This is a genomic window from Acidaminococcus sp. AM05-11 (genome assembly GCF_003472805.1).
GTDB classification, from domain to species: Bacteria; Bacillota; Negativicutes; order Acidaminococcales; family Acidaminococcaceae; genus Acidaminococcus; species Acidaminococcus hominis.
Window position 1 is genome coordinate 1 of record NZ_QRMX01000014.1, and the last position, 26383, is coordinate 26383.

At 54.6% G+C, this 26383-nt stretch carries 26 protein-coding genes; 3 read left to right on the top strand and 23 right to left on the bottom strand.

Annotated elements, in window-relative coordinates; translation table 11 throughout:
• Nucleotides 1–346: 346 nt before the first annotated feature.
• The 8 genes from galU to ispE all read right to left on the bottom strand — a co-directional run bounded on the left by galU (nucleotide 347) and on the right by ispE (nucleotide 8079).
• The gene (galU, locus tag DW089_RS07735) at nucleotides 347–1228 is read right to left on the bottom strand and encodes a UTP--glucose-1-phosphate uridylyltransferase GalU (RefSeq protein ID WP_105325963.1); all 882 of its coding nucleotides are present in this window, start codon (nucleotides 1226–1228) and stop codon (nucleotides 347–349) included.
• Between the two features lie 38 nt (nucleotides 1229–1266).
• The gene (gene pth, locus DW089_RS07740; protein ID WP_105325964.1) at nucleotides 1267–1848 is read right to left on the bottom strand and encodes an aminoacyl-tRNA hydrolase; all 582 of its coding nucleotides are present in this window, start codon (nucleotides 1846–1848) and stop codon (nucleotides 1267–1269) included.
• Nucleotides 1849–1941: 93 nt separating this feature from the next.
• Nucleotides 1942–2907: a ribose-phosphate pyrophosphokinase gene (locus DW089_RS07745; RefSeq protein WP_105325965.1), complete on the bottom strand. Its 966-nt coding sequence runs from the start codon at nucleotides 2905–2907 to the stop codon at nucleotides 1942–1944.
• A gap of 77 nt (nucleotides 2908–2984) precedes the next feature.
• Entirely contained in the window at nucleotides 2985–4355 is a 1371-nt protein-coding gene (gene glmU, locus DW089_RS07750) for a bifunctional UDP-N-acetylglucosamine diphosphorylase/glucosamine-1-phosphate N-acetyltransferase GlmU (RefSeq protein WP_105325966.1), read from the bottom strand.
• Between the two features lie 30 nt (nucleotides 4356–4385).
• Nucleotides 4386–5597 (bottom strand): threonine ammonia-lyase, encoded by a 1212-nt coding sequence (ilvA, locus tag DW089_RS07755; RefSeq protein WP_118287032.1) that lies wholly within the window; start codon nucleotides 5595–5597, stop codon nucleotides 4386–4388.
• An 85-nt stretch (nucleotides 5598–5682) separates the two neighbouring features.
• Nucleotides 5683–6495, bottom strand: a complete 813-nt coding sequence (gene purR / locus DW089_RS07760; protein ID WP_105327508.1) for a pur operon repressor — start codon at nucleotides 6493–6495, stop codon at nucleotides 5683–5685.
• Nucleotides 6495–7211, bottom strand: a complete 717-nt coding sequence (locus tag DW089_RS07765; protein ID WP_105327509.1) for a GntR family transcriptional regulator — start codon at nucleotides 7209–7211, stop codon at nucleotides 6495–6497. The genes purR and DW089_RS07765 overlap by 1 nt, the downstream gene beginning before the upstream one ends.
• A 1-nt stretch (nucleotide 7212) precedes the next feature.
• Nucleotides 7213–8079, bottom strand: a complete 867-nt coding sequence (ispE, locus tag DW089_RS07770) for a 4-(cytidine 5'-diphospho)-2-C-methyl-D-erythritol kinase (RefSeq protein ID WP_105327510.1) — start codon at nucleotides 8077–8079, stop codon at nucleotides 7213–7215.
• 190 nt (nucleotides 8080–8269) lie between these two features.
• On the opposite strand from ispE, the gene DW089_RS07775 reads away from it, so the two are divergent.
• Complete coding sequence (locus DW089_RS07775; RefSeq protein ID WP_231086443.1) at nucleotides 8270–9223, top strand: YitT family protein; 954 nt, start codon at nucleotides 8270–8272, stop codon at nucleotides 9221–9223.
• 132 nt (nucleotides 9224–9355) lie between these two features.
• Here DW089_RS07775 and DW089_RS07780 read toward each other — a convergent pair whose 3' ends face one another.
• The 6 genes from DW089_RS07780 to leuS all read right to left on the bottom strand — a co-directional run bounded on the left by DW089_RS07780 (nucleotide 9356) and on the right by leuS (nucleotide 17756).
• The gene (locus tag DW089_RS07780; RefSeq protein ID WP_118287033.1) at nucleotides 9356–9628 is read right to left on the bottom strand and encodes a hypothetical protein; all 273 of its coding nucleotides are present in this window, start codon (nucleotides 9626–9628) and stop codon (nucleotides 9356–9358) included.
• Nucleotides 9629–9822: 194 nt separating this feature from the next.
• Nucleotides 9823–11025, bottom strand: a complete 1203-nt coding sequence (gene gltS, locus DW089_RS07785; protein WP_105325982.1) for a sodium/glutamate symporter — start codon at nucleotides 11023–11025, stop codon at nucleotides 9823–9825.
• A 37-nt stretch (nucleotides 11026–11062) separates the two neighbouring features.
• On the bottom strand, nucleotides 11063–12160 hold the full coding sequence (holA, locus tag DW089_RS07790; RefSeq protein ID WP_370450907.1) for a DNA polymerase III subunit delta: 1098 nt from the start codon (nucleotides 12158–12160) through the stop codon (nucleotides 11063–11065).
• A gap of 2 nt (nucleotides 12161–12162) precedes the next feature.
• A complete protein-coding gene (locus tag DW089_RS07795) occupies nucleotides 12163–14481 on the bottom strand; it encodes a DNA internalization-related competence protein ComEC/Rec2 (protein ID WP_105325984.1) in 2319 nt (772 codons plus the stop codon).
• A gap of 1 nt (nucleotide 14482) precedes the next feature.
• Nucleotides 14483–15121: a ComEA family DNA-binding protein gene (locus DW089_RS07800; protein WP_105325985.1), complete on the bottom strand. Its 639-nt coding sequence runs from the start codon at nucleotides 15119–15121 to the stop codon at nucleotides 14483–14485.
• A gap of 142 nt (nucleotides 15122–15263) precedes the next feature.
• Nucleotides 15264–17756, bottom strand: a complete 2493-nt coding sequence (leuS, locus tag DW089_RS07805) for a leucine--tRNA ligase (protein ID WP_105325986.1) — start codon at nucleotides 17754–17756, stop codon at nucleotides 15264–15266.
• Nucleotides 17757–17926: 170 nt separating this feature from the next.
• Here leuS and DW089_RS07810 point away from each other — a divergent pair, with 170 nt between their 5' ends.
• Nucleotides 17927–18613: a metallophosphoesterase gene (locus tag DW089_RS07810; protein ID WP_255419950.1), complete on the top strand. Its 687-nt coding sequence runs from the start codon at nucleotides 17927–17929 to the stop codon at nucleotides 18611–18613.
• Nucleotides 18614–18634: 21 nt separating this feature from the next.
• Nucleotides 18635–19483: a prolipoprotein diacylglyceryl transferase gene (gene lgt / locus DW089_RS07815; protein WP_105325988.1), complete on the top strand. Its 849-nt coding sequence runs from the start codon at nucleotides 18635–18637 to the stop codon at nucleotides 19481–19483.
• Nucleotides 19484–19565: 82 nt separating this feature from the next.
• Here lgt and DW089_RS07820 read toward each other — a convergent pair whose 3' ends face one another.
• The 9 genes from DW089_RS07820 to DW089_RS07860 form a co-directional block, all read right to left on the bottom strand.
• Nucleotides 19566–20345: an ADP-ribosylglycohydrolase family protein gene (locus DW089_RS07820; protein ID WP_105325989.1), complete on the bottom strand. Its 780-nt coding sequence runs from the start codon at nucleotides 20343–20345 to the stop codon at nucleotides 19566–19568.
• Nucleotides 20346–20357: 12 nt separating this feature from the next.
• Nucleotides 20358–21113 carry an exodeoxyribonuclease III gene (locus DW089_RS07825; RefSeq protein WP_105325990.1) on the bottom strand — a complete coding sequence of 252 codons (756 nt, stop codon included), beginning with the start codon at nucleotides 21111–21113 and terminating at the stop codon, nucleotides 20358–20360.
• A gap of 2 nt (nucleotides 21114–21115) precedes the next feature.
• Nucleotides 21116–21829, bottom strand: coding sequence for a hypothetical protein (locus tag DW089_RS07830; RefSeq protein ID WP_105325991.1), 714 nt, complete (start codon nucleotides 21827–21829; stop codon nucleotides 21116–21118).
• On the bottom strand, nucleotides 21819–22568 hold the full coding sequence (recO, locus tag DW089_RS07835; protein ID WP_105325992.1) for a DNA repair protein RecO: 750 nt from the start codon (nucleotides 22566–22568) through the stop codon (nucleotides 21819–21821). The genes DW089_RS07830 and recO overlap by 11 nt, the downstream gene beginning before the upstream one ends.
• Entirely contained in the window at nucleotides 22558–23382 is an 825-nt protein-coding gene (locus DW089_RS07840) for a hemolysin family protein (RefSeq protein WP_233547575.1), read from the bottom strand. The genes recO and DW089_RS07840 overlap by 11 nt, the downstream gene beginning before the upstream one ends.
• A gap of 190 nt (nucleotides 23383–23572) precedes the next feature.
• Nucleotides 23573–24523: a GTPase Era gene (gene era, locus DW089_RS07845; protein ID WP_233547576.1), complete on the bottom strand. Its 951-nt coding sequence runs from the start codon at nucleotides 24521–24523 to the stop codon at nucleotides 23573–23575.
• 2 nt (nucleotides 24524–24525) lie between these two features.
• Nucleotides 24526–24906 (bottom strand): cytidine deaminase, encoded by a 381-nt coding sequence (locus tag DW089_RS07850; RefSeq protein WP_105325995.1) that lies wholly within the window; start codon nucleotides 24904–24906, stop codon nucleotides 24526–24528.
• Nucleotide 24907: 1 nt separating this feature from the next.
• On the bottom strand, nucleotides 24908–25390 hold the full coding sequence (gene ybeY, locus DW089_RS07855; protein ID WP_105325996.1) for an rRNA maturation RNase YbeY: 483 nt from the start codon (nucleotides 25388–25390) through the stop codon (nucleotides 24908–24910).
• Nucleotides 25368–26378 carry a PhoH family protein gene (locus DW089_RS07860; RefSeq protein ID WP_118287035.1) on the bottom strand — a complete coding sequence of 337 codons (1011 nt, stop codon included), beginning with the start codon at nucleotides 26376–26378 and terminating at the stop codon, nucleotides 25368–25370. Before DW089_RS07860 ends, ybeY begins: the two co-directional genes overlap by 23 nt.
• Nucleotides 26379–26383 lie beyond the last annotated feature (5 nt).

A 26383-nucleotide genomic window follows, 5' to 3' on the forward strand; every position in this document is an offset into this window, starting at 1 on the left:
TTAACTATATGCCAGTCTACTTTATTCATAGCATACCAGCTTGACGGAGGCATACTAGCCCACTGCTAGTCAACTAATGTCTGAACTATAGTGCTAGTATTGATAAACACTGGAAACCTTACGGGTACGAATGGCTCCTTCAAGCGTGAAGGAGCTGTCAGCCAGCATGGCTGACTGAGGAAGTTTAACTTTTTCACAGCCCCTTCCAATTTTCTATAGGGCTATTCCGCCCAAATTTCGCTTATAACCATTTTTGAGAGCACAGCTACACCTGCGTCTATGCCAAACAGTATTTCCCGTCCACAAGCGAATTTTATGCATTCAGAGCAGCTGTACTTCTGTACGCCTATTTCTTATCCTGCAATAGGCCCAGCAGATATTCCTTAAAGGCCGGACCCAAATCCTCCCGGCGCAGGGCAAATTCCACCGTAGCCTTCAGATACCCCAGTTTGTCCCCGGTATCGTACCGCTGACCCTGGAAATTGTAGGCATAGACAGCCTCGTTATGGGCCATGACCCGCAGGGCATCCGTCAGTTGGATTTCTCCTCCCTTCCCGGGCTGGGTCTGCTCCAGAATCTCAAACACATCCGGGGTAATCACGTAGCGGCCCAGGGCAGCAAAGCGGCTGGGTGCCTCCTCCACACTGGGTTTTTCCACCATATCCCGCACCTTCAGCAGGTTGGGGTCATCGGTGGCCAGCCCGTCAATGATGCCGTAGGAAGATACCTGTTCCGGCTGCACCGTCTGGCAGCCGATCACCGTACCTCCGGTCTTGTCGTACTGATCCATTAGCTGGCGCAGGGCCGGCTCCTTGTCCCCGGTATAGACAATATCATCTCCCAGGATAACCCCAAAGGGTTCGCCGTCAATAAAATCCTTGGCGCACAAAATGGCGTCCCCCAAGCCCCGCATATACTTTTGCCGCACGTAGTGGATCTTGATGTCGGAAATCTTCCGGATTTCCTTCAGCAGGTTCACCTTGCCGCTTTCGTACAAATGCTGCTCCAGTTCCGGGGAAGAATCGAAATGGTCTTCAATGGCCCGCTTGGCATGGCCGGAAATAATCAAGATCTGGTCAATGCCGCTGCTGCGGATTTCTTCCACAATGTACTGGATGGTGGGTTTATCCACAATGGGAAGCATTTCTTTGGGCATGGCCTTGGTTTCCGGTAAAAACCGGGTCCCGAAGCCTGCTGCCGGAATCACTGCCTTACGAATTTTCTGCATGCTGCTGCTCCTCTCCAAACTTTAGGCTGTCTGCTGCTTTACTCTTTCGCTGCCTTCTTGTTGAATTCCTGCATCAGGTCGCTGATTTCCGCCCCGGCCAGCCACTTTTCCACGGCGTCAGCAGCTGCTTTCACCGCTTCCTGGATTTTGGCCTTGTCTTCCCCCTGGAAAGGGTGAAGAACATGGGATATCACCGCCTGCTCCTGGTGCACCGGGTGGCCGATGCCCACCTTGATTCTGGGATAGGCCTGACTGCCGATGGCCCGTTCAATGGACTTCAGTCCATTGTGGCCCCCGGAAGACCCTTTCCGGCGAATCCGCAGGGTGCCCACCGGCAGGTCCATATCGTCCTGGACCACCAAAATGTCTTCCGGCGCAATATGGTAGAAATTAGCAAAATCCGCAACCGCAGCCCCGCTGCTGTTCATGTAGGTGGTGGGCTTGATGAGAAAGCATTTTTCCGGCATTCGCCGTTCCAGGTAAAAGGCGTTGTCCGCCTTCCGCCAGCCGCTTTGTTCCTTCCACCGGTCCGCCAGCACATCCGCGGTCATAAATCCGATGTTGTGCCGGGTCCCCTCATATTCCTTGCCGATATTGCCTAAGGCAACCACTAACTTCATATTTTCTAACTCCTCAATCATACTTTTCCCCTATTTCTTAGGGGCACTGACGAAAAGAAGGCTGCGCTTAGGCAGCCTTCTTTGATACTACTGTTAAATTTCAAACAATTGGCTGATGGACAACTGATTGTAGATGCGCAGAATGGTTTCTGCCAGAATCGGAGCCACGGACAGCACGGTGATTTTCGGATGCTTCTTGTTGGGAGGCAGCGGGATCGTGTTGGTCACAATCAGCTCTTTGATGCTGGATTGGGCAATCCGGCTGAGGGCAGGATCCGTCAGAATAGGATGGGTGCAGCAAGCATAAATTTCCTTGGCACCAAACTTCTTCAGGGCCTTGGCACCTTCGGTCAGAGAACCGGCGGTATCCACAATATCGTCAACCATGATGGCAATCTTGCCGTCTACGTTGCCGATCAGATTCATAACTTCAGCAACACCCGGTTCCGGGCGTCTCTTATCGATAATGGCAATCCCGCAATTCAGACGGGTTGCAATGTTCCGGGCACGGCTCACACCGCCCAGGTCGGGAGAAACCACAACCATTTCTTCCGGAGCAAAGTTTTTCTCTTTGATATAGTCGGCCAGAATCGGGCCGCCGGGCATATGATCCACGGGAATATCGAAGAAGCCCTGGATTTGGGCTGCGTGCAGATCGATGGTAACCAGCCGGGTAATCCCGGACACGGTCATCAGATCAGCCATCAGTTTTGCCGTAATCGGTTCACGGCCTCTGGCTTTTCTGTCCTGACGAGCATAGCCATAAAAAGGCACTACCGCCGTAATGTGTCTGGCGCTGGCTCTCTTGAAAGCGTCGCACATAATCAGCAGTTCCATGATGTTGTCATTTACGGCAGGTCCGCAAGTAGGTTGGATAACAAATACATCCTTGCCACGGACACTCTCATTGATCATGACCTGTACTTCACCATTGTTGAAACGGTTGATGACAGCGTCGCCTACCTGGGTTCCCAGATAAGCTGCGATTTCCCGCGCCAGATCAGGATTGGCGTTGCCGGAAAAGATTTTCATGTCTTCGCCTGTTTTATCACCCAACATACTTTTAATACCCCCACAGCTATATTCTTGTTAATACTCTTACAAAGTATACAACTCATTCAAGCATAAGACAACCGTTATTTTTTGCGATACTTCTCTGCCCAATCCGGAATGTTCACTTGTTTGCCCCGGGCAACCCCCAGTGCATTCTCCGGAACATCCTTGGTAATGGTAGAGCCAGCCGCAATATAGCTGCCTTTGCCGATGGTTACCGGCGCCACCAGATTGCTGTTGCAGCCCACAAAGGCATCGTCCTCAATGGTGGTGCGCTGTTTGATTTTTCCGTTGTAGTTGACGGTAATGCAGCCGCAGCCAATGTTGACCCCGCTGCCAATGTCACTGTCCCCAATATACTGGAGATGGGGCAATTTGGTGCCCACGCCAACGGTGGAATTTTTCACTTCCACAAAGTTGCCCATTTTCACCTTGTCGCCAATAACGGTATTGGGCCGCAGATGGTCGTAGGGTCCCATGGTAACGCCATTGCCTACCTGGCAGTCGTGGCCGTAGGTAAATTGGATATGGGTGCCATTTCCCACTTTTACATTGGTCAGCCGGACCTGGGGACCTACTTCACAGTCCTCCCCGATTTCCGTTTCCCCTTCCAGCCAGGTAAAGGGATACAGCACGGAGTCCCGGCCCACCCTTACGTCTTTTTCCACAAAGGTGCTGGCAGGGTCCATCACGGTCACCCCTTCGTCCATCAGCTTGTCCAGCAGCCGGGCGTTCATGACCTTTTGGGCCTGGGCCAGTTGCCGGCGGGAGTTGATGCCCATGACCATGTCAAAATCCTCGGTGCGGATACCAGCTACGGTTCTGCCCGCTTTCCGGCACAGGTCCAGGATATCTGTCAGGTAATATTCCCCCTGGGCGTTGTCGTTGGACAGATGGCCCAGCAGTTTAAACAACAGAGGCATTTCCGCGCAGTAGATTCCCGTATTGATTTCCTGGATTTTCCGCTGCTCCGGCGTGGCATCTTTTTCTTCCACAATGCCCGTTACCTGGCCCAGCTCATTCCGGAGAATGCGGCCGTAGCCAAAAGGCTCCGGAGCTATAGCCGTCAGCACGCTGACGCCTGCCCCGCTTGCCAGATGGGTCTCGTAGAACTTCTTCAGTTCTGCCCCTTCCAAAAGCGGCGTATCTCCGCAGAGAATCAGGGCTGTTCCCGGTTCCGTACCCAAAAGGTCCCTGGTCTGGAGCACGGCGTGCCCTGTACCCAGCTGCTCGGACTGGATAGCCACCCGGGCCCGGGTACCCAGAAAATCCGTCACCTTTTCGGAGCCAAAGCCCACAATCACTACCTTATCGTCCGCCCCTGCCTCATCTGCTGCTTCCAGCACGTGTTCCAGCATGGGTTTGCCGCATACCTGATGCAATACTTTCGGGAGCTTGGATTTCATCCGGGTTCCCTTGCCTGCTGCAAGAATAATCGCAGCCAATTCTGCCATAATTCCAGCCTCCTAGTTCTTCCTGTAGTTCTATTTGATTTCGATTTTATAGCCGGCTTGCCGCAAATGGCGCGCCACTTCCTGTACGTGTTCCTGATTCCGGGTCTCCACATCCATTTCCACCCGGGTTTCTCCCAAGGCAACGGACCGGTCGGCCCGGACATGGTTGATGTACAGGATATTTACCTGGAGTTTTTCCAGGTGGGTAATAAATTTTACCAGTTCCCCGGGACGGTCCGCCATCCAGGTGGTCAGCTTGATCCGGCGGCCTGTGCGGATCAGCCCCTTTTCAATAATCCGGGAAATGGTATTCACGTCAATATTGCCCCCGCTGATTACCGCGGCGGTCTTGTCAGAACCGGGTACGATATGGTGCAGAATGGCTGCCAGCGGCGTAGCTCCGGCACCTTCCACCACCATCTTGTCCCGTTCCAGCATTAGCAGCATAGCAGCTGCAATGTCTTCTTCCTTGACCAGCAGCATATCATCCACGTACTGGTTGATGACTTCCCAGGTCAGTTTTCCCGGCAGGCCCACGGCAATTCCGTCGGCAATGGTTTTGCTGGCTGGATGGCTTACCCAGTAGCCTTCTTTTTTGCTGAGATACATGGCCGGAGCCTGCTCCGTCTGTACCCCATAGACCTTGACCCTGGGATTGGTCTGCTTCACTGCAGCCGCAATCCCAGCCAGCAGGCCGCCGCCCCCTACAGGCACCACAATGCTGTCCAGCTCCGGATTTTGTTCCAGGATTTCCAGGCCAATGGTACCCTGGCCAGCCATCACGGCCGGATCATCATAAGGGTGGATAAAATATGCACCAGTTTCCTTTTGGATTTCCTGTGCCTTTCCCAGGGAAGCGTCGAAAGTTTTCCCATAAAGGACAACTTCTGCCCCATAGCCCTTGGTAGCTTCCACCTTGGCCAAAGGAGCCGCTTCCGGCATGACCACCGTGGATTTGCAGCCCGCCATGGTGCCGCCCAGGGCCACCCCTTGGGCATGGTTGCCGGCAGAGGCTGCAATAATGCCCCGGCTCTTTTGTTCTTCCGTCAGCGTCAAAATGCAGTTGGAGGCACCGCGTACCTTGAAGGACCCTGTCCGCTGAAGATTTTCCAATTTCAGATAAACCTCACGCCCCGCAATCTTACTGAAGGTATGGCTTCCCTCCAGGGGTGTTTTGTGAACCAGGTCTGCCAGTCTTTCCCGGGCAGCCTGAATGTCTTTCAAAGCAAGCAATTCAGTCATGACAGGATGCTCCTTGGTGATGTAATGTTTTTTTGTGTGGACCCTTGGGGTCCCGTAAGCAATGGTAAAAACTTGCGTCTTCTCCTTAGAACAGCTCCGGAACGATATCAATGACCTTGTTCTTTTCGTCCACGCTGCGCAGGGTCAGGAGGGAAGCATAATCCGTAACGGCCTTTTTGGCCGGTTCTTTGGAAGCGATGAACAGGAACGTACCCACTACCTCGGCTTCCACCTCGTCCGCCAGCTCCCGCAGACCGCTGGCCGTACCGCCGCCCCGCATAAAGTCATCGATGATCAGCACCTTGGCCTTAAAGGGCAGGGCTTTCCGGGGCAGGGACATGGACTGGATTTTTTTGGTAGAGCCGGACAGATAGCTGATGCTCACTGCCGGGCCTTCCGTAATCCGGGCTTCCTTCCGGGCCATGACCATGGGAATATTGAAGGCTCTGGCCGTACTAAGGGCCAGAGGAATCCCCTTGGCTTCCACAGTCATAATATATTCCGGCTTCAGGTCCAGGGACCGCTGCATAATGATTTCACCCAGCCGGGAAGCAATCTGGGGATTGAACAGCAGGTCATTCATATAAATCATGCCGCCGGGCAGTACCCGGCTGGGATCGTTGAGCTTTTCCGCCAGGTCGGCCAGAAATTTGTTGTTGGAATCAGTGGTGTGGTACGGGATAAAGCGCACTCCGCCGCTGGCCCCGGCCACCGTTTCAATGATGCCCAAATCGTAAGCGGACAGCCCGTTGCGCACGGTCTGCACGTCTTCACTCAAAGTCGATTTTGCTACCGTAAATTTTTCGCAGAAATAAGAGAAAGGATACAGCTGAAAAGGATGGTCCGTCAATTCCTTGGTCAGTGCCACAATGCGTTCCAAACGTTTGATTCTAGCCATTATTTAACCTCTTTCTTTTCATCTTCTCCAGAAGGCATCAGGTTCTGTTCCTCGATGACCTTCAAAAGGGTTCTTTCCGCGTTTTCCAGGTGGACCCGTACGGCCTTTTGGGACCGTTCCACATTCCGGCTGCCAATGGCCTCCATGATTTCCTTATGCTCCTCACCCATGGTTTCCAGTCTGCCGGGGTACGGCATGGACCGGCCGCGGATGGTGGTAATCTGCTCCCGCAGGTTGCTGACAATATTGATCAGCCGTTTGTTCCGGCTGGCCTTGTAGATTACGTCGTGGAAAGCCGTATCATTTTCGATAATCTTGGGGAAATCCCGGGAAGCAATGAGAGGCTCATCCAGTTTCAGCAGCCGCTTCATTTCGGCAATTTCCTCGTCGTTGATCCGTTCCGCTGCCAGCCCTGCCGCCAATACGTCCAGGGCAATGCGGATTTCGTACACTTCATTGATATCCTTAATGGAAATATTGGCCACGTAGGCGCCCCGGCGGGGAATCATCACTACCAGACCTTCCAGTTCCATTTTGCGGATGGCTTCCCGCACGGGAGTCCGGCTGACCCCCATGTCCTTGGCCAGGTGCAGCTCCATCAGGCGCATGCCCGGGGGAAACTGCCCGCTGACAATGGCGTTGCGGATGTTTTCCACCACCACTTCCCGTAAGGGCTTGTAGTTATCCAAAGGAATCTGATTCAAATGCTGCACCATATCAATTAACCTCCTGTACAGTTCGTGCTGCTAATAATTCTGCGTCCGGGTATTGCCGGCGCAGCGCCTGGGCTGCCGTTTGGGCGGCTGCCCCGCTGGGAAAAATGCCAAATAAGGTGGGACCGCTGCCGCTCATCAGGACCTTCTCTGCCCCCTGGTCCTTTAGGGCCTGGGACATTTCCTGAAGCAGCGGGTATTTTCTTAGGGTAACAGCTTCCAGGTCGTTGCCCAGCTGCTCCAGCAGGGCTTTCCGGTCACCGGCCCTCAGGGCTGCCTCCAGCCCGTCAATATTCTGGGGCTGCCTGTGTTTTACCTTGTCGATTTCCTGGTAGACCCAGGCCGTGGAAACTGCCAGTTCCCTGGGCTTTAGGAGTACCAGCTGGAGCTCCGGTGCTGCTGGCAGCACCGTCATCAGCTCGCCCCGGCCCCGGGCCCTTTGGGTACCGCCCCGGATGCAGAAAGGCACATCACTGCCCACCTCTGCTCCCACGGTTTCCAGTTCTTCCAGGCTCAGGGGACTGCCGTAATACTTGTTGAGCAGCCGCAGTACCGCCGCAGCGTCCGTACTGCCTCCTGCCAGCCCTGCTGCCTGGAAAATCCGTTTCTGGCATTCCAGTTGGACCTTCAGGCTGCACCCCGTCTTTCTTTGGAAGGCCAGGGCCGCCTTCACCATCAGGTTCCGTTCATCGCAGGGAAGGGACGGATCGTCCGTCCGCATACCGAAACGTTCGGCTGTCTCCAGGGAAATGGTATCACACAGGGATATGCTTTGCATAATCATATCCACGGTGTGAAATCCATCCGCTCGTTTTTCTGTGACTTTTAATCCTAGGTTGATTTTCCCGTATGCTTCCTGCTTCATCGGCATCGCCCCTTTCCTGCGTATTTTGTATGCATATTCTCCTATTGTAGCCTGTTTAGCTCTTTGCCGCAAGAGATTTTATGAACGTTTTTGGAGATTTTTTTGCATATTGTTCTTCCTTTGAAATATTCTGTCTAGTTGATACGAAAAGTGCTACAATATATACAATTCAACTGAAGGAAAGCGGGGCGATTTTGTGACCACTACAAAAAAACGTAAGGCTGGAATGGCTGCAGGCAAGCTACTCTACAAGTACGGCATGACCACCCTTGGCTGTGTGCTCATGGCCGCCAGTATCAACTGTTTCTTTCTCCAGCACCATTTTCTCTCCGGAGGCCTGGCTGGGCTTTCCATGATTCTGTACTATCTGTTCCAATGGCCCGCCGGTACCACCAGCTTTCTTATGAATATCCCCCTGTTTTTCCTGGCCTACCGTTACATAGGGAAGCTCTTCTGCTTTGACAGTCTGGTAGGCAGCCTGATTTTCTCCGTGGTTCTGGACGGCACCTCTTTCCTCCAGTCCTTGGTCTATGTGGACGATCCCCTTCTCTCCTGTCTTGCCGGCGGCGTTATGGAAGGTCTGGGCTGCGCCCTGGTGTACCGGGCAGAAACCTCCACCGGAGGCATCGACATTCTGGGCTTTATGACCAAGAAATACTACAACATCAGCGTCAGCACCACCAACTTTATCTACAGCCTGTTCCTGATGGCCGTGGCCGTATTTTTCTTCGGCCTGGAACCGGTGCTCTATTCCACCGTCATCTTCTTCCTGGCCTTTAAGGCCACCAACTTCTTTATGCTGGGCTTTGACTACAAGAAGACGGTGCTGATTATCAGCAGCCAGTCCGACGCAATCGGCCAGCGGATTATGAGTGAGGTCAACCGGGGCATCACCATCCTCCACGGGGAAGGCGGCTACTCCCACGCGCCCCAGGATATTATTCTGGTGGTAGTAAAGCTCACCCAGCTGGCCCACCTGAACACCATCATCAAGGAAGTGGACCCCATGGCCTTTGTTACCGTACAGGATACCAACGATGTATTTGGCCGGGGCTTTACCGCCCCCAATGTGGAAGGTACCCTGCCTCCCGAATGGGCTGCCAAAAAAGCCCAGGCTGAGGCCCAAGAAGCCACCCACAAAGAAAATTAAACCAAACACCCCAAGAAGCTGTGAAAAATGATCTTTCATTTTTCACAGCTTCTTTTGTTTTATTGGCAAAGAACTTCCTTCGGCCAAGGGAAATTGCCCTACGCTCGGGCCTTTTCCCTGCTTTGCACCCACTTATGCCAAAAGTTCTTCCCCGCTTACCTTTCCAACCAGCAGGGTAAGATGCCTGGAGGTGCAGCTACACAAAGCACCGCCAAGGCCAGCCCTGGGGTCCTGCCGGGTAAACATTCCCTGACTGCTGGAAATCAGCCGTCCCTGGGCAGCCCATTTTTTTCCGCTGCTTTTGCTGCCCCCAAAGCCCCGCAGCACCAAGCAGTGACGGCGGACAAAGCCCAAATTCCGTTTTTCAGGCGTTTTATTGTATTGGTAAATCTCCCCCCCTACCATTTTTTAAAAAGCGTTCCTTACAAGCGAATTTCATCGCTTAGACAGGTGATTTTTTATAGAATGCCCGCCCTGTCAGCCAAATTTCCGCCGCAGCCCCCCTGTTTCCGATTTAGCCCGCTGACTCAAAACAAAAAAAGAAGAGCCTCCCCTGGTTTCCCAGGGAAAGCCCTTCTCGAAAGGAGCCTGATTCAATATCAGCCGAAGATATTGACGAAGGTCATGATGATACTGGAGTTTACAAAGTCGACGAACATGGCGCCTACCAGAGGTACACAGAAGAAGGCACGGGAAGCAGGACCATAGACAGCCGTAATGGCACTCATGTTAGCCATGGCGTTAGGCGTAGCGCCCATACCGAAACCGCAGACTGCGGATACTTCAACAGCTGCATCGTAGTCTCTGCCCATAACATTGAATACTACGAAGTAGGTGAAGAAAGCCATTACCACAACCTGAACGACTGCAATAGCGGTCAGTGCGCCAGCGATGTCGAACAGTTCCCAAATTCTCAGGCTCATCAGGGCCAGGGACAGGAAAATGTTCAGACCAACATCACCCACGGTACCAACTTCGGACATAGGAACGTTCAGACCGTCAACGTTATCGGCAATGTTCCGGATAACAGCGGCAACCAGCATGGAGCCGATGTACCCAGGGAACACCAGGCCAACACTGGTGAAACCTTTGGAAACGATGGTACCAATACCCATGGCAACCAGGATTTCGCCGGTAGCCAGCATGATTTTTTCGCCGGTCATAGGGATGACCACTTTTTCTTCCATGCTGTTGCTGCCTTCACCGTTAGGATCGGATTCGTTTTCCTTGCTTCTCAGGTTATGTTTTACCAGCAGTTTGTGGGCAATAGGACCACCCATCAAGGAACCGGAAATCAAACCGAAGGTAGCCATGGCAATAGCCACGGTGGTAGCTCTTTGCACGCCAATGCTTTCCAGGAAAGGACCAAAGGCACCGGAAGTACCATGGCCGCCAACCAGAGGAATGGAACCTGCGCACAGGCCCAGCAGAGGCTGCAGGCCAAAAGCAGAAGCCATGCCTACACCCACGATATCCTGTAAGGTAATCAGAACTGCGCAGATGATGGTCAAAATCAGTACGTCACGGCCGCCTTTTTTCAGCAACGCAACGCTGGCGGAGAAACCAACACTGGTGAAGAAGATGTTCATGAAGAAGCTCTGCTGCACCGTATCCAGTTTGATTGGCCCAACGCCGGATTGATGCAAGGCCAGGTTGACCAAGGCGAACAGGATACCGCCGATTACAGGGTTAGGAATACAATAGGTTTGCAAAAATTTGATATGGGCTTTCAGGTATTTCCCTAAATAATACAGTAGAATACCAACGGCCAAAGTTTGATAGGAATTCATTGCCAATGCCATTTGCTTTTCCCCCTAACAACTCATATTTTGTTTTGATTCACTTCTTTGCTACCAAGTCAATTAAAATTTCCTCAAGCCGCGACCAGGTCCGTCCCCCTTGACGAGAATCCGCCGCTGTCTGTGCTAAAGCGACCATGCATTTTTGTAAGGATTCAAGGCTAAAATTATTGCAATGGGCCATGGTCACCTTGACAGCGTACGGATGCATCTTCAATTGGGCGGTGATCGTTTCTTGGCGAGCACCTTTTTCCATCATTTCTTTTACCAAAAGCAATTTGCGGATACTGGAGACCAGCCGGAGCTGAATGGGAACAATCCCGCCGCTGCCGGCATTTTTTCTTTCTTCCGCCAGAAGGTCCAAAACCTTCGTCAGGTTCCGTTCCTCCACTGCGTTCCCTAAGGCAAAACCGGAAATTTCCGGTGCCTGCGAAAACATCTGCAGCACATCTTCGGCCTGCCAGATTTTTCTCTGCCCTGCGTAAAGGTTCACTTTGGCGATTTCCTGCTGCAACTGCAGCAGGGGTACAGTGTCAAAAGCAGAGACATAATCCAGGACCAGGTTCAGAGCCTCCGGACTAAACCGGGCTCCGTAGGAATTCGCCTGTTCCAGTAACCAGGGCCGCAATTGATATGCTTTGAGGGTGGGGCATTCTGCCAATACCACGGCTTTGCTCATGTTTTTGAAAAAGGCTGATCGCTTATCCAATTTCGGACACAAGCAAAGGACAAAAGTGTATGCGGGCACGTCGCTGAGCAGTTCCATGAACTGCTGCACTGCCGTCTGCCCTTTGTCAGTTTTCCCCCCGGTGCTTTTTTTCTTGCCTTTCTGCTCCCCAGCGCCATGCTTGGGCAGCAGCCACGGGTTTTCCACAAGCACAAAATTGATTCCCCCAAAGAAGGATTCCGTGTTGATGGCTTCCCGCAGTGCGTTGATTTCAAACTTGTCCTGGAATCTCCATACGGAAACTTCCTGACCCTCGGCATCTGCCTTCTCCTTCAGGAGTTTGCCTAAGGCAGCTTTGCCGGCTTTTTTGTAATAGTCCTCGTCCCCCCAGATAATTACTGCGTGGGGCAGGTCTGAAGTTTGCCGCAGGCTTTCCAGGAATTGATCCGCTGCTACATTCACGCTATCCACTCCTAGAAAAATTCTTGCTGCCAGCGGCAGCTAACCCATTCGGGCCCATTACCGTCAAAAATCACTTTGATGGCCCCCAGCTGATCCGTCCTGGCCACCGGTATCGCTAACCGGTGGAGTTTGTCCAGGGTTTCCTGGTGGGGATGCCCAAAGCGGTTTCTCCGTCCTGCGCTGATGACAGCCAAACGGGGATGGACCGCCTGCAAAAAAGCTTCTGCCGATGAAGTCCGGGATCCGTGGTGGGATACCTTCAGCACATCGCTTGCAATCGGAGCAGTGGCTGCGGACAATTCAATACTTACTGGCGCATCGCCGGTAAACAGAACACTGTCCGTGCCATGACTTACACGCACCACTGCAGAGCTTTCGTTTGCGTCGCCTCCTTCCCCTATTGTACTAGGTGCTTCTACAACATATATTATACATTGTTTTAACCTAATTGTTTGCTTTGTGCGTATTTTGGATACAATTTCGACAGATTTGAATTTTGTACCGATTCTGATTGCTTTTTCCACGTCCGAACTGGGCTTTTCCACTGGCAAAAAAAGCTTATGTATTTTTACCCACCGGGCCACACCAGCTAGTCCTCCTGCGTGGTCATGGTGCCCGTGGCTAAGGATGGCAACATCTATGTATTCAATTCCCAGATGCCGGAGCACGGGCACGATGATTCTCTCCCCAGTATCAAAATTTTTGGTCAATCCTCCCGTATCGATTAAAATTGTTTCTCTTTCCGGGGTTACCACCAAGGCGCAGTCTCCCTGGCCCACATCCAAAAAATATACGGAGAACGGCTGAGAACGCCAAGAATTATAAGCAAATAGGATGCAGAGAGAAATACCCGAACATAATACTGTATACAATCTTAATTTTTGCATTTTTTCGCGTTTTTTCCAAGGTCCAAAAATGGCAAAAAGAATGAGAAAATACAGGAGCATTCCTCCCCACAGTCCACTTCCAGTGGTCACTTGGGTCCCAGGCAAATTAGACAGAATTTTCCCTAAACCTAGGGAGAATCCTAATAGCTGCGCTGTTCCTGTCAGAATTACACGACCCAGCACCCCTCCGCCAAGGTTAAATAAAAGGGTTCCCAAAGCAGACCCAGCCATGCAAACAGAAAGCAGTGGAACCAAAATAATGTTAGCGATGACAGATACAAGTGATAGGAAATGAAAATGGGCAATGAGCAGCGGCAAGCTGAACACTTGGGCGCTGAGGGGAACTGAAAGTGCTTCACTCAGGGGAAGGTTTAAGTATTTATTTAAGCGTTCTGCCACGGGTTTCTGGAGCAGCATCAGGCCCAGGGCCGCCGTAAAAGAGAGCTGGAACCCGATATCCCAGATCCAAAAGGGATGCCAGGACAGCAGGAGGATGGCAGCAAGGCCCAGGAAAGCCGTTCCGTCCGCCCGCCGGTCCAGCACCTGCCCCAGGAGCACGCCCGCTCCCAAGAGGGCCGCCCGGCATACGGAGGGCCGCACCCCGCAGAGAATGGTGTAACTCAAAAGGAACCCCAGCCCCAAAACCACCACCGCCGGACGGGGCAGCCGCAGCTGCCTGCACAGGGTCAGCAGCAGCCCCAAAAACAGGGCCACGTGGCTGCCCGACACCGAGAGCAGGTGGCTGAGACCGCAGCGCTGGAACAGCCGCAGGGTGTCTGCCGCGATTGCCCGGCTGCCCCCCAGCAGCATCCCTTCCAGCAGCGCACTGTCCCCCGGCGCCATGGCCTCCCGCACCCCCTGGCGCAGCTTTTCCCCAAAGCCATAAATTTTCTCCTGCCAGTTTTCCTCCCGGCTGAGAAAAGTCAGGTCCTTCCCTTCTCCCTGGAGGCTGCCCCCCTGGCGGTTGGCCGCCGCCTGGACCTCCGGCCGGGGCTGCCCCGGATTGTAGAAGCCATCCGGGGGCTGGAATTTGCCCCTAACCTGGACCAGGCCTCCAAAAGAAGGCGGTCCCTGCCACTTTTTTAGGTATACCCGGACCCTTCCCCGGGACTCCGCCAGCTGAAAGGAAAGGGAGCCGTACTGTCCCTGGGAAAAGGAGCCCGGCACCGGCCGCCCGGTAAGGACCACCTGCCGGTCCGCCAAATGGGCCATTCTCTGGGCTGCCGGGACGGCCCTGCCTCCCAAAAGGCCTCCCGCCCCCAAAGCGGTTCCCAGATACAGCGCCAGCAGCAGCCGTTTCTGCCGGACCCGGGGTGACGCCAGCAGCGCCCCCAGGGCCAAAATTGCCGTTACAGCCGCCCAAACCGGCCAGGGCACCACCTGGTTTACCCCTGCCGCAATTCCCGCCGCAAACGCCAACGAAGCCAGCAGCATGGCGTTCATTTCACACCTCCAGCCGGTCCTGGAACTTGGCCAGGGTGCCCCTGCCGATGCCGGACACCTGCAGCAGGTCTTCCACCGACTGGAACGATGCCTTCTGCCGCTGGGCAATGATCCGCTGGGCCAGGGAAGGACCAATGCCCGGCAGGCTTTCCAGTTCCTCCGCCGTGGCCGTGTTTACGTTGACCTTTCCGCCCGTTAGGGCTGTGCCGGCAGCGGCGCCTGCGGCCGCCCCGGAACTGCTGCCGGAGCTGCTTTTTGCCAAGCTGCCCTTACTGCTGCTTTTCTTATTTTTGGTTCCCTTCTGAAAGGGTACATTCACCTGGCACCCGTCCTTGCACTTTTTGGCCAGGTTCACCCGGGTTTCATCAGCGTCTTCCGTCATTCCCCCGGCCTGAACAATGGCCTCCTGGTACCGGATGCCCGGCTTGACGTAGTACAGGCCCGGAGCCTGGACCGCACCGCTGACATACACGCAGATTTTCGCCGTTTCCCGCCGCTTCTGGGTTTCCGTCGCCTCCTGGCTTACCGGCAGGGTCCCCTGGTGCAGCTCCCTGGGCTGCTGTTCCCACAGGCCAAACCCCAGACAAGCCAAAATAATGCCGCCAATCACCAGCCATTTTTTCTTTTCCCATAAGTTCATAGGTACCTCCTTTATTGCAGCAAAAAGGGCAGGTCCCTTCCTGTCGTTTCGATAGGAAAGAATCTGCCCGGAGTTCGATGTGTACAGGATATGAGTAGGTAGTTTCTATATACAGTTTTGCCAGGCGTCTAGCGCAGCCTGCTTATTTCTTTACGACAATGTTTACCAGACGGCCGGGAACGGCAATTACCTTCACCACTTTGCCGGCGCCGATTTCGTTTTTGATTTCCCCATTGGCCAGGGCCAGTTTTTCCAGCTCTTCCTTGGTGATTTCAGCCGGCGTCATGATCCGCACCTTGGGTTTGCCGTTGATTTGGATCAGCACTTCCACCTCGGAGACCTTGATGGCTTCCGGATCGTAGCTGGGCCAGGGTTCCTTATGGATGCTCTGGGTGCTGTCAATGGCATCATGCCACAGTTCTTCCGTAATATGGGGCACGAAGGGAGCCATCACCAAGAGCAGCTTGGAAATGGTTTCGTAAATCAGGCCCGCATTGACGTTTTCTGCCTTTTCCTTGTAGGCGTACAGGGCATTCACCAGTTCCATCATGGTGCTGATGGCCGTATTGAAGTTGAACCGGGTGTCGATGTCCTCGGTAATCTTCTTGATGCTGGTGTGCAGAATGTGGCGCAGTTCCTGATCCTGTTCGTTCAGGTTCTGGGTATCGTAGCTGGTCACGTGCTGAGCCAGTTCATTTTTGAAGTGGTACACAATCCGCCATACCCGGTTCAGGAAGCGGAAGGAGCCTTCCACGCCCTGGTCACTCCATTCCAGTTCCCGTTCTACCGGAGCTGCGAACATGATGAACAGCCGGGCCGTATCGGCGCCGTACTTGCCTACGATTTCTTCCGGAGAAACCACGTTGCCGATGGATTTGCTCATCTTGGCCCCGTCTTTGATAACCATGCCCTGGGTCAGCAGGTTGGTGAAGGGTTCGTCCGCTTTCACAAGGCCTGCATCGTGGAGCACCTTCAGGAAGAAACGGGAGTACAGCAGATGGAGAATGGCGTGTTCAATGCCGCCAATGTATTGGTCCACGGGCATCCAGTGGTTGACCGCTTCCTCGCTGAAGGGAGCCTGGTCATTGTGGGGATCCGTGTAGCGCAGGTAGTACCAGGAAGAACACAGGAAGGTATCCATGGTGTCCAGTTCCCGTTTGGCAGGACCGCCGCATTTGGGGCAGGTGCAGTTGACGAATTCTTCGCTGGTTGCCAGCGGAGACTTGGCCCCGGCATCAAACTTCACATCGATGGGCAGCCGTACCGGCAGGTCCTTTTCGGGAACCAGCACTTCGCCGCAGTGAGGGCAGTAGACCACAGGAATCGGGCAGCCCCAATACCGCTGCCGGCTGATCAGCCAGTCTCTCAGACGGTAGTTCACCCGTCTCTTGCCCAGGCCCTTTTCTTCCATATAGTCGATGATGGCGCCAACAGCCTTGTGCATTTCCATGCCGGTGAAGGGACCGGAGTTGACCAGCACGCCGTCTTTTTCTTCGTAGGCGTCGGTCATTTCTTCCAGCTTCAGTTCCTTGTCCTTGGGCTGCAGGGTCAGGATTTTCTTGATGCCGTATTTGGTGGCAAACATCCAGTCACGATGGTCGCCGCTGGGCACGCCCATTACAGCGCCGGTGCCGTAGTCCACCAGTACGTAGTTGGTGATCCAGATCTGCACCTTTTCGCCAGTCAGCGGATGGATGCAGTCGTGACCCGTATACATACCCAGTTTTTCCGATTCACTGGAGGTTCTTTCAATATCGGAGGTATTGCGCACTTTGTCGCAGAAAGCTTCCAATTCAGCTTTCTTGGGGTTGTTTTCCAGCAGTTTGGCTACCAGCGGATGTTCCGGCGGAATAACCACAAAGGTAACCCCGTAGATGGTATCCGGCCGGGTGGTGTACACAGCCAGTTTGGTGCCCAGATCCGGGCAGTCAAAGGCAAATTCCAGACCTTCGCTGCGGCCAATCCAGTTGCGCTGCATGGTCTTTACCCGTTCGGGCCAGCCCGGCAGCTTATCCAGGTCCTCCAGCAGCCGTTCTGCGTAATCGGTAATCTTGAAGAACCATTGGGACAGGTTCTTCTTCTCTACCGGGTTGTCGCAGCGCCAGCATTTGCCGTCGATAACCTGTTCGTTGGCCAGTACCGTGTTGCAGTGGTCGCACCAGTTTACGGCAGCTTCCTTCTTTACAGCCAGGCCCCGTTTGTACATCAGTTCAAAGAACCACTGGGTCCATTTGTAGTAATCTTCCTTGCAGGTGGTCACTTCCCGGTCCCAATCGTAGGACAGACCCAGCTCTTTTTGCTGGCGGGTCATGTTGGCAATGTTTTCCATGGTCCACTTGGCAGGGGGAATGTGGTGTTTGATGGCTGCGTTTTCGGCAGGCATGCCAAAGGAATCCCAGCCCATGGGATGGAGAACATTAAAGCCCCGCATGGTGCGGAAGCGGGCTACCACGTCACCGATGGAATAGTTCCGGACATGGCCCATATGCAGATTGCCGGAAGGATAAGGGAACATTTCCAGCACATAATACTTGGGACGGGGATCATCATTATTGACCTTGTAGGTCTTGTGCTCGGCCCAATACTTTTGCCAGCGCGATTCAATCTCGTGCGGCTCGTACTTTTCGTTAAACATGCACATACCTCCTAGAGAAGAAAACCCAGCTGTACACCTTGCATAAGTCTCCGAAATTCAGTAACATATGAGTATTACAGTGGTTTTACCCATGTATAATAGATTTATTATATATTTCGTATGGGATAAAGTCAACGCAGGAAGGAGTGGTACAAATGGCTCTATACGCCATGGGAGATCTGCATTTTTCAGGAGAACCCCCTACAAAGCCCATGGAAGTCTTTGGAGACCAGTGGCTCCACCACCGCCAGAAAGTGCTGTCCAATTGGCAGGAAACCCTGACCGAGGACGACACCATGCTGCTGTGCGGGGATACTTCCTGGTCCATGGAACTGGAGGACGCCGTCCGCCGGGACCTGGGAGCCCTGGCCGCCCTGCCCGGGCAAATTGTAATTTTAAAGGGAAACCACGATTATTGGTGGACGTCCCTGAGCAAAATGCAAAAGGCCGTACCGGAGAAAATCCATTTTCTCCACAATACCTTTTACCAAAAGGGGGACGTGGCCGTCTGCGGCACCCGGGGCTGGAACCTGCCCTCCATGCCCCAGTTCGGGGAACACGACGAGCTGATCTACAACCGGGAAATCCAGCGGCTGGAGCGCTCCCTGGCCGGTGCCCGGGCAGCCGGAGCGGTGCATCTCATTGCCGCCCTCCACTACCCGCCCCTGTACAATCCCGAAGAAGTCTCCGGCTTTACGGAACTGTGCCGCAAGTACCAGGTGGAACAATGCATCTACGGCCACGTCCACGGAGACGCCGCCCATTTTCTCAACCTGTTCCAGGGCGTCCGGGACGGCACCCAGTACCGGCTGGTAGCCGCAGACTATATCGACTTTCGGCCTGTAAAGATTTTGTAGCCCCAAAGGAGGCACCTGAATTTGCATCAATACCTATTTTTCATTGGAAATTTCCCCATCCGTATGTACGGCATCATGCTGTGCATCGCCATTTTTATGGCCTCCTCCGTGGCGTATTTCCTGGCCTGGCGGGATGGCCGGGGCTGGGAACAGTACCTGCCGGACATCGGCATCTACGGCGGCTTCTGCGGCCTGGTTGGCGCCCGGCTCTGGGACGTCTTCTTCTTTGACTGGGCCTATTACAGCCACCACCTCAGCGAAATCCCCTTCGTCTGGCAGGGAGGCATGGCCATCCAGGGCGGCATCGTAGGCGGTGTTTTGGCTGGCGCCCTGTACTGCCGCTATCACAAGGTGAATTGGCTGGAAATGCTGGATATCATCTGCCCAGCGCTGTTCATCGGCCAGTCCATCGGCCGCATGGCCAACCTGCTAAACGGGGACGCCTTTGGCCACCCCACCGGCGGCAATTTCGGGCTGCTCTATCCGGAAGGCACCCTGGCCCACAGCACCTACGGCAATGCGCCTCTGTGGCCCGCTGAGGTCTGGGAAGGCCAGATTGACGTGATTCTCTTTGCCATCCTGCTGCTGTTCCAGACCACCCGTCCCAAAAAAGGCCAGCCCAGCTGCCTGTACGTGATGCTCTACTCCCTGCTCCGGTTCTTTTTGGAATTTCTCCGGGGAGATTACGTACGCCCCATGCTCTTTGGGCTGAAATCCGCCCAGGTCACCAGCCTGTTCTTCTTTTTGGCGGCCCTCGCCCTGTTTATCTGGGCCGGGACCCAAAAGCCCCCTGCCCCCCAGCCTGTGGAAATATCCCCGGAAGAAGCTGCCGGCACCAAAGCCAAGGGGAAGGGCAAAAACCGGAAATAAGCACTCTCAGGGATTGGGGCTAACCCCCTAAAACAAATGGACTAGGAAACGTGAAAGCCACGTTTTCCTAGTCCATTTTTGCTTAGGCATTTTCCCACTTCTTCAGTTCCGGCAGGTAATACTTTCTTGCTTCCACCACTAGCAGCGGAGGAATGCCAAAGAACGGTTCTCCAATAGCGCCTGCAATGGCCGCCAGGGTATCGCTGTCCCCGCCCAATGACACCGCATTGCGCAGCCCATCCTCAAAGGAGTCCGCGTCAAGAAACGAAACAATTCCCTGGGGCACCGAGTTGTCGCAGGAGGAATCTCCCCGGTAGCTGTCCCGGATGCCCTCCACCGTAAAATGCAGATTGTAGTACCGGCCGGCATAGGCGCCCAGGCCGTCCTTGTCCGCCCCTTTGCGGGCCAGAAACGCGCACCCGGCCACCGCCTTGGCGGCCTTATAGGCACTGGGATGGTTGTGGCTTACCCGGGCGGACACCATCGCCAGATGTTCCACTTCTTCCAGGGTCCGGCCAAAATACGCCGCCGGAGCCACCCGCATGGCCGCTCCGTTGCCAAAACTGCCATAGGGCCCCAGCTCCTTGTGCTGCAGCCAGTACAAAAACTTGCTGCCGTAGCCGGCGTCAGGGTACCGCAGCCCGATGTTCCGCATAAAGTGGGCCAAAAGACCTTCCACGTAGGCGTCCTCCCCCAGCCTGCCTTCCTGCTGGGCCTTGGCAAAGGCCTCCGCCACCGCACAGGTCATCAGGGAGTCGTCGGTCACCCGGCATTTGGCAGAAAACAAGGGAAACTCCTTACTTTTAAACCCGGTCCATTCGTAGGCCGAACCTACCAGGTCCCCGATAAATACCCCTTCCATCTGCCCGCCTCCTTACGCCTTATACTGAAGCTCCACCGGACAGTGGTCGCTGCCCAGTACGTCGGAATGAATGATCACATCTTCAATATTTTCCGCCCCGTTCTGGGATACCAGGAAATAGTCGATTCTCCACCCTGCGTTCCGTTCCCGGGCCTTGAACATATAGGACCACCAGGTATAGGCTTCCGCCTTGTCCGGATACAGCCGCCGGAAAGAATCCACAAAGCCCCCTGCCAGGAACTGCTGGAACTTGGCCCGCTCCTCGTCGGTAAACCCGGCGTTATGGTGGTTGCTGTCCGGATTCTTCAGATCAATGGGCTGGGCAGCCACATTCAAATCCCCGCAGACAATCACCGGCTTGGTTTTGGCCAATTCTTCCGCATAGGCCTGGAAGGCATCCTCCCACACCATCCGGTAATCCAGCCGTTCCAAGCCCCGCTTGGAATTGGGGGTATACACGCAAATCAGGTAAAAGCTGGGGTACTCGGCGGTAATCACCCGGCCTTCGTTGTCGTGCTCCGGGATATTCAGGCCATAGGTTACCGAGAGAGGCTCCGTCTTGCTGAAAATAGCCGTACCGGAATACCCCTTTTTCTCGGCACTGTTCCAGTACTCATAGTAGCCCGGAAAGGCAAAAGCCGCCTGTTCCCGCTGCATTTTCGTTTCCTGGACGCAGAAAATATCTGCATCCGCTGCCTGCATAAAATCTGCAAAGCCCTTATTCATACAGGCCCGCAGCCCGTTTACATTCCAGGTAATCAGTTTCATATTTATCTCCTATCTCCTTCCCCTGGCTTCATCAGAGGAAAGACCAGTTCCAGCACCAAAAAGCCCAGCGCCCACAGCAGATAGTAGGCGTAGAAGGGCAGTACGAAAGAATAACTTACCACGCAGGCCCAAAAGCCCAGGGTAACCAGCAGCAGCCCCAGGGTAAAGAGCCACCGTTTCCGGTAGGTCACCCCGCAGGCTGCATAGTGGCAGCCCAAAAGCAGGTAGAACACCTGCTGGAGCAGGGCCGCCCCCAGACTTCCCAGGTCCGGATCCTCCACGCACCACACCGCTCCGCCCAGGAGCAGCACCGGCCACAGGGTCCACAGCAGGCCCTGGGGCTGGAGCATTTCCCGCCAGCCGAAGTGCCGCCAGACATTGCACAAAATCAGGGGCACCGTCAAAAGGAACCACCCTTCTAGCAGCGGATACTCCACCTTCAGGGGCCAGCTCAGAGGCAGCAGGTACACCGTACCCACCAGCAGCGCCAAAACCGCCAGCCCCCAGCTGGTCCCTTCCTGCCGCAGCCGGCTGGCCAAGGGCAGCAGCAGCCAGGCCCCGGAACACAGCCACAGCAGCAGCACCAGTTTATAGGGAGCGTACCAATCCACCGCCGGGGTCACGAAAGTGGTAACGCAGTTAAAAAGCAGCATCACCCAAAAGAGCAGGTCCACCCGCTCTTTTAAAATCAGTTTAAGGACTTCCTTATTGGCCATGAGCAGTATTCTCCATCTGGGCCAGAAAGTCCAGGCTGTGCAGGGGCCGGTCCGTCTGGTACACAATAAACGCATGGAGGATTTTCTCCATTTCCATCAGTTCCCGGCCCCGCACCGTAAAGTTGGGCGGCTGGGCCAGGTCCAGCTGCAGCAGCTGCTCCATCAGGTCCCGGGTCCCCAAGGACATGGGCAGCTCCTCCCCCAGGGCACAGTTTTTGCACAAAAAGCCCCCCTGGACCAGGCTGAAAAAGCCGTCCTCGGTAACCGGTTCATTGCAGCTGGTGCAGCTATCCAAAATAGGCTGCAAGCCGCACAGGGCCAGCAGCTTCAGCAGCGTGCTGTCCGTTACCAGCCGTTTGTTCCGTTTGGGCAGCAGCCGGTAGGCATCTACCAGCAGCTGGAAAATCTCCTCCTGGGGTTCTTCGTCCCCCAAAAGACTTTCCGCCGTTTCTCCGATAATGGCCCCGTAGGCCAGCCCTTCCCAATCCATTTCCGCCGGCCGCTCCAGGCTTTCGCAGCCCCGCAGGGTAGCAAAACGCCGCCCGGGCAAAAGGGAAACCTGCAAATGGGCAAAGGGCTGCACCAGCCGCCCGCTCTGGTTCCGGGCGTAGGCCGCCCCGTAGGCAATAAACGGGATTTTCCCGTGTTCACGACAAAAGCAGACTGCGAACTTATCCGCAGTCTGCCAATTTTTCACCCGCAATACAATTGCTTCGTCTTGATATACTTCACTGCTCATGGACAGCCGCTTCTTTCTCCTGGTCGTCTTTTTTCAGGGGAATGACCCGGACCCGGAGCACCCGGAACCCGGTAGAATCCAGCACCTCAAACTTGTAGCCGTTGGCTTCCACACTGTCACCCACCACGGGCTGCCGGCCAATGAGGCCAAACACATAGCCCCCGATGGTATCCTCTTCCGGTTCATCAAACTGGATGCCCATGATTTCGGACACCTCATCCAAAAGCACCAGCCCGTCAAACACATAGGACCCGTCCGGCATCTTGTTGATTTCCGGCATATCCGTATCGTGTTCGTCCTGGATGTCCCCAACGATTTCCTCCAGCAGGTCTTCCATGGTAACAAGTCCCGCCGTGCCGCCGTATTCGTCGGCCACCGCAGCCATCTGCACGTGCTTGTGCTGCATCAATTGGAGGATTTTGGCAATGGACATACTTTCCGGCACCACGTCGATTTCCCGCATGATGCTGGTCCAGTTGAAATCCGGTTTCTGATAGTCCGCATTCATCAGTTCCCGGATATGGATAATCCCCAGAATGTGGTCCCGGTCTTCCCGGCACAGAGGATACCGGGTATGGCCCGATTCCTTGATGACCGCCAGGTTTTCCTCCACCGTATCATCCACAAACAGGCAGACCATATCCTGCCGGGGCACCATGACCTCCCGGGCCACCCGGTCCGCAAAGTCAAAGACATTATCGATCAGCCGGCTTTCCACCGGGTCGATGCTGCCGCCCTTTTCGCTGGCACTGACCATTTTCCGCAGATCATCTTCGGAATGGCTGGTGCCGGGATGGACCGGTTCAATTCCCATAAAATGGAACAGACCCCGCCCCAGATGATAAAAGACATAGGCAAAAGGATATAAAATTGGTTTCAATATGCGCCCTAGTAAAGGCCCCGAGTCTATAGGACATCTCTCCTTCTATAGTATTTTAACATAACAATTTTTATAAATTACAGCACTACTTAGTAAATAATTATACAATAACAGCCCATTCCGGTCAATATTGGTTATGGTCGCTGGCCAGGCCCAGGCGCTTCAAATCGCCCTCTTTTTCCCGCCATTTGGGCCGTACCTTCACCCAAAGCTCCAGGTACACCCGGCTGCCCACCAGGTCTTCAATATCCAGCCGGGCACGCTTGCTGATTTCCTTTAGCATACTGCCCTTATTGCCAATCAGAATGGCCTTTTGGGAATCCCGTTCCACAAACAGGTCGGCCCGGACGTAGACCATGCCGTTGTCCCGTGTCTTCATTTCCTGGACCTGCACCGCCACAGCGTGGGGCACTTCGTCCCGGGTCAGCTGCAGCACCTTTTCCCGGATGATTTCGGCGGCCATGACCTTTTCCGGCTGGTCCGTGTACATATCCTCCGGATAGAAATCCGGTCCGTAGGGCAGGCAGCCGATGATTTCCTCAAGCAGGGCGGAAAAATCCGTATCTTCCAGGGCCGACAGGCTGACCACCGTCTTAAAATCGTATTCCTTTTGGAACCGGGCAATGATGGGCAAAAGCCGGCTCTTGTCCCCCAGCTGGTCAATCTTGTTCAGCACCAGAATAGCCGGTACCCGGCAGGAATTGCGCCGCCGTTCCAGAATGGTTTCCTCACCCTTGCCGAATTTCTCGCTGGCATCTACCACGTACAGCACCAGGTCCACATCCTGGATGGCGCCTTCCGCAGCCCGCACCATATGTTCCCCCAGCTTGTCCTGGGGCTTGTGCAGCCCGGGAGTATCCAGGAAAATCACCTGAGCCTCAGCGGTGCTCAAAATGCTGAGGATCCGGTTCCGGGTGGTTTGGGGCCGGTCAGAAATAATGGCCACCTTTTCCCCCACCAGTTTATTCACCAGGGTGGATTTCCCTGCGTTGGGGCGGCCTACCACAGCCACAAAGCCCGCCCGATGTTGTTTTTGTTCAGCAGCTTCCATGCAAATTTCCTTTCTGCTTGTCATGCTTATAGGTCAAAACTGTAGGGCAGCAGTTCTTCCAAAGAAGTTTCCTTCACGTCGCCCTTCAGGTTGGTCAAATAAATTACAGGAATCTGAAATTCCGCCATCACCTGCCGGCAGGCCCCGCAGGGAGCTACCGGCGCCGGGGTGTCCGCCGTTACACACAGGGCCGCAAATTCCCGTACCCCTTCCTTTACCGCCGCAAAAATAGCGTTCCGCTCGGCACACACTGTCAGCCCATAGGAAGCGTTTTCGATATTGCAGCCGGTGAAAATCCGTCCGTCCTTGGCTCGTACTGCCGCCCCCACCCCAAAGTGGGAATAGGGAATATAGGCGTTTTCCCGGGCCTTCACCGCCGCCTGGAACAATTCCGCATCAAGCGCCATCTCAGCCTCCGTACTTTTCTTCCGCCAGGTCCAGTTCCCGGAGCACCTGCTCCTCCCGGGCCCGCATTACCTGCTTGTCCGCTTCTTCCATATGGTCATAGCCCAGGAGATGCAGCATCCCATGGACCGCCAGGTAGGTCATTTCCCGGTTCAGCCCATGACCAAACTCTTCCCCCTGCTCTACGGCCCGGGGAGCAGAAATGATCACGTCCCCCAGCAGATGCTCGGCTTCCCCGTCTTCCACTTCCGGTTCCTCGTCCCCCTCGTCCAGGGCAAAGGAAAGCACGTCCGTGGGACGGTCGATGCCCCGGTAATCCCGGTTCAGCTGGTGGATTTCGTCGTTGTCCACAATGGTAATATCCACTTCCGTGTTGTCCGTCAGCTTCTCCAGCCGGGCAATGATGTCCATGGCCTTTTTCAGGGTTGCTTCCAGTTCTTCCGGTACCTGAATTTCTTCTTGGTTATTCTCCAGTGTTACGATCATGGTTTTTCGCCTGCTCCTTTTCTTTCTTCTTCCGGTCGTAGTTTTCATAGGCCTTGATAATGGCCCCTACAATCTCGTGGCGCACCACGTCCCGCTCGGAAAATTGGATAATCCCGATTCCCGGCACGTTCCGCAGCACATATGCCGCATTGGTAAGCCCTGACTGTTTCCCGCTGGGCAGATCCACCTGGGTAGCGTCCCCGGTGATGACCAGCTTGGAGCCAAAGCCAAACCGGGTCAGGGCCATGCGCATCTGTTCCGCCGTGGTGTTCTGGGCCTCGTCCAAAATGATAAAGGCGTCGTTCAGGGTACGCCCTCTCATGTAGGCCAGCGGCGCCACTTCGATGGTGCCCCGGGCTAGGTGCTTCTGGAATACTTCCATACCCAGCATTTCGTACAAGGCATCGTACAGCGGCCGCAGGTACGGGTCCACCTTTTCCTGCAAATCCCCCGGCAGAAAACCCAGTTTTTCTCCGGCTTCCACCGCAGGACGGGTCAAGATGATCCGTTCCACTTCCTTATTTTTTAACGCCTTCACCGCCATGGCCACTGCCAGGTACGTTTTCCCCGTGCCCGCCGGCCCAATGGCAATGGTAATATCATTTTCCCCAATGGTCTTCAGATACTGGAGCTGGCCCAGGGTCTTGGCCTTGACCTGCTTGCCCCGGAAGGTGGTCAGCACCGTATCCGTGTACAGGGTATGGAGCTGGCTTTCCTTGCCCTCCAGCACCAGCCGCAGCCCGTACTTTACATCGTGCTCCGTAACCGGCAGCCCCTGGCGGTACAGGTACAGCAGTTCAGAAACCAACTTTTCCGTATAACCCACCGCTTCTTCCGAGCCGGAAGCAATCAATTCATTGCCCCGGGGAATCAGGGTGCAGTCCAACTGCTGCTGCAAAAGACGCAGGTATTCGTCATTTTCTCCCAGCACGGCCACCATTTCCCGGGAATCCCGGAAAGCAAACCGTTTTTCTAGTTGTTCTGTCAAACTCC

Excerpts from the sequence above, each read along its gene's own strand:
- DW089_RS07820 (WP_105325989.1), bottom strand. The coding sequence starts at position 20,345 with ATGGAAGGGGTATTTATCGGGGACCTGGTAGGTTCGGCCTACGAATGG.
- leuS (WP_105325986.1), bottom strand. The coding sequence starts at position 17,756 with ATGTTTAACGAAAAGTACGAGCCGCACGAGATTGAATCGCGCTGGCAA.
- DW089_RS07795 (WP_105325984.1), bottom strand. The coding sequence starts at position 14,481 with ATGAACGCCATGCTGCTGGCTTCGTTGGCGTTTGCGGCGGGAATTGCG.
- glmU (WP_105325966.1), bottom strand. The coding sequence starts at position 4,355 with ATGGCAGAATTGGCTGCGATTATTCTTGCAGCAGGCAAGGGAACCCGG.
- DW089_RS07825 (WP_105325990.1), bottom strand. The coding sequence starts at position 21,113 with ATGAAACTGATTACCTGGAATGTAAACGGGCTGCGGGCCTGTATGAAT.
- DW089_RS07765 (WP_105327509.1), bottom strand. The coding sequence starts at position 7,211 with ATGGTGCAGCATTTGAATCAGATTCCTTTGGATAACTACAAGCCCTTA.
- gltS (WP_105325982.1), bottom strand. The coding sequence starts at position 11,025 with ATGGCATTGGCAATGAATTCCTATCAAACTTTGGCCGTTGGTATTCTA.
- era (WP_233547576.1), bottom strand. The coding sequence starts at position 24,523 with ATGACAAGCAGAAAGGAAATTTGCATGGAAGCTGCTGAACAAAAACAA.
- ilvA (WP_118287032.1), bottom strand. The coding sequence starts at position 5,597 with ATGACTGAATTGCTTGCTTTGAAAGACATTCAGGCTGCCCGGGAAAGA.
- DW089_RS07810 (WP_255419950.1), top strand. The coding sequence starts at position 17,927 with ATGGGAGATCTGCATTTTTCAGGAGAACCCCCTACAAAGCCCATGGAA.
- DW089_RS07830 (WP_105325991.1), bottom strand. The coding sequence starts at position 21,829 with ATGGCCAATAAGGAAGTCCTTAAACTGATTTTAAAAGAGCGGGTGGAC.
- DW089_RS07800 (WP_105325985.1), bottom strand. The coding sequence starts at position 15,121 with ATGAACTTATGGGAAAAGAAAAAATGGCTGGTGATTGGCGGCATTATT.
- ispE (WP_105327510.1), bottom strand. The coding sequence starts at position 8,079 with ATGCCGATGAAGCAGGAAGCATACGGGAAAATCAACCTAGGATTAAAA.
- recO (WP_105325992.1), bottom strand. The coding sequence starts at position 22,568 with ATGAGCAGTGAAGTATATCAAGACGAAGCAATTGTATTGCGGGTGAAA.
- galU (WP_105325963.1), bottom strand. The coding sequence starts at position 1,228 with ATGCAGAAAATTCGTAAGGCAGTGATTCCGGCAGCAGGCTTCGGGACC.
- DW089_RS07840 (WP_233547575.1), bottom strand. The coding sequence starts at position 23,382 with ATGGGAATTGAACCGGTCCATCCCGGCACCAGCCATTCCGAAGATGAT.
- DW089_RS07745 (WP_105325965.1), bottom strand. The coding sequence starts at position 2,907 with ATGTTGGGTGATAAAACAGGCGAAGACATGAAAATCTTTTCCGGCAAC.
- pth (WP_105325964.1), bottom strand. The coding sequence starts at position 1,848 with ATGAAGTTAGTGGTTGCCTTAGGCAATATCGGCAAGGAATATGAGGGG.
- DW089_RS07780 (WP_118287033.1), bottom strand. The coding sequence starts at position 9,628 with ATGGTAGGGGGGGAGATTTACCAATACAATAAAACGCCTGAAAAACGG.
- ybeY (WP_105325996.1), bottom strand. The coding sequence starts at position 25,390 with ATGATCGTAACACTGGAGAATAACCAAGAAGAAATTCAGGTACCGGAA.
- purR (WP_105327508.1), bottom strand. The coding sequence starts at position 6,495 with ATGGCTAGAATCAAACGTTTGGAACGCATTGTGGCACTGACCAAGGAA.
- DW089_RS07850 (WP_105325995.1), bottom strand. The coding sequence starts at position 24,906 with ATGGCGCTTGATGCGGAATTGTTCCAGGCGGCGGTGAAGGCCCGGGAA.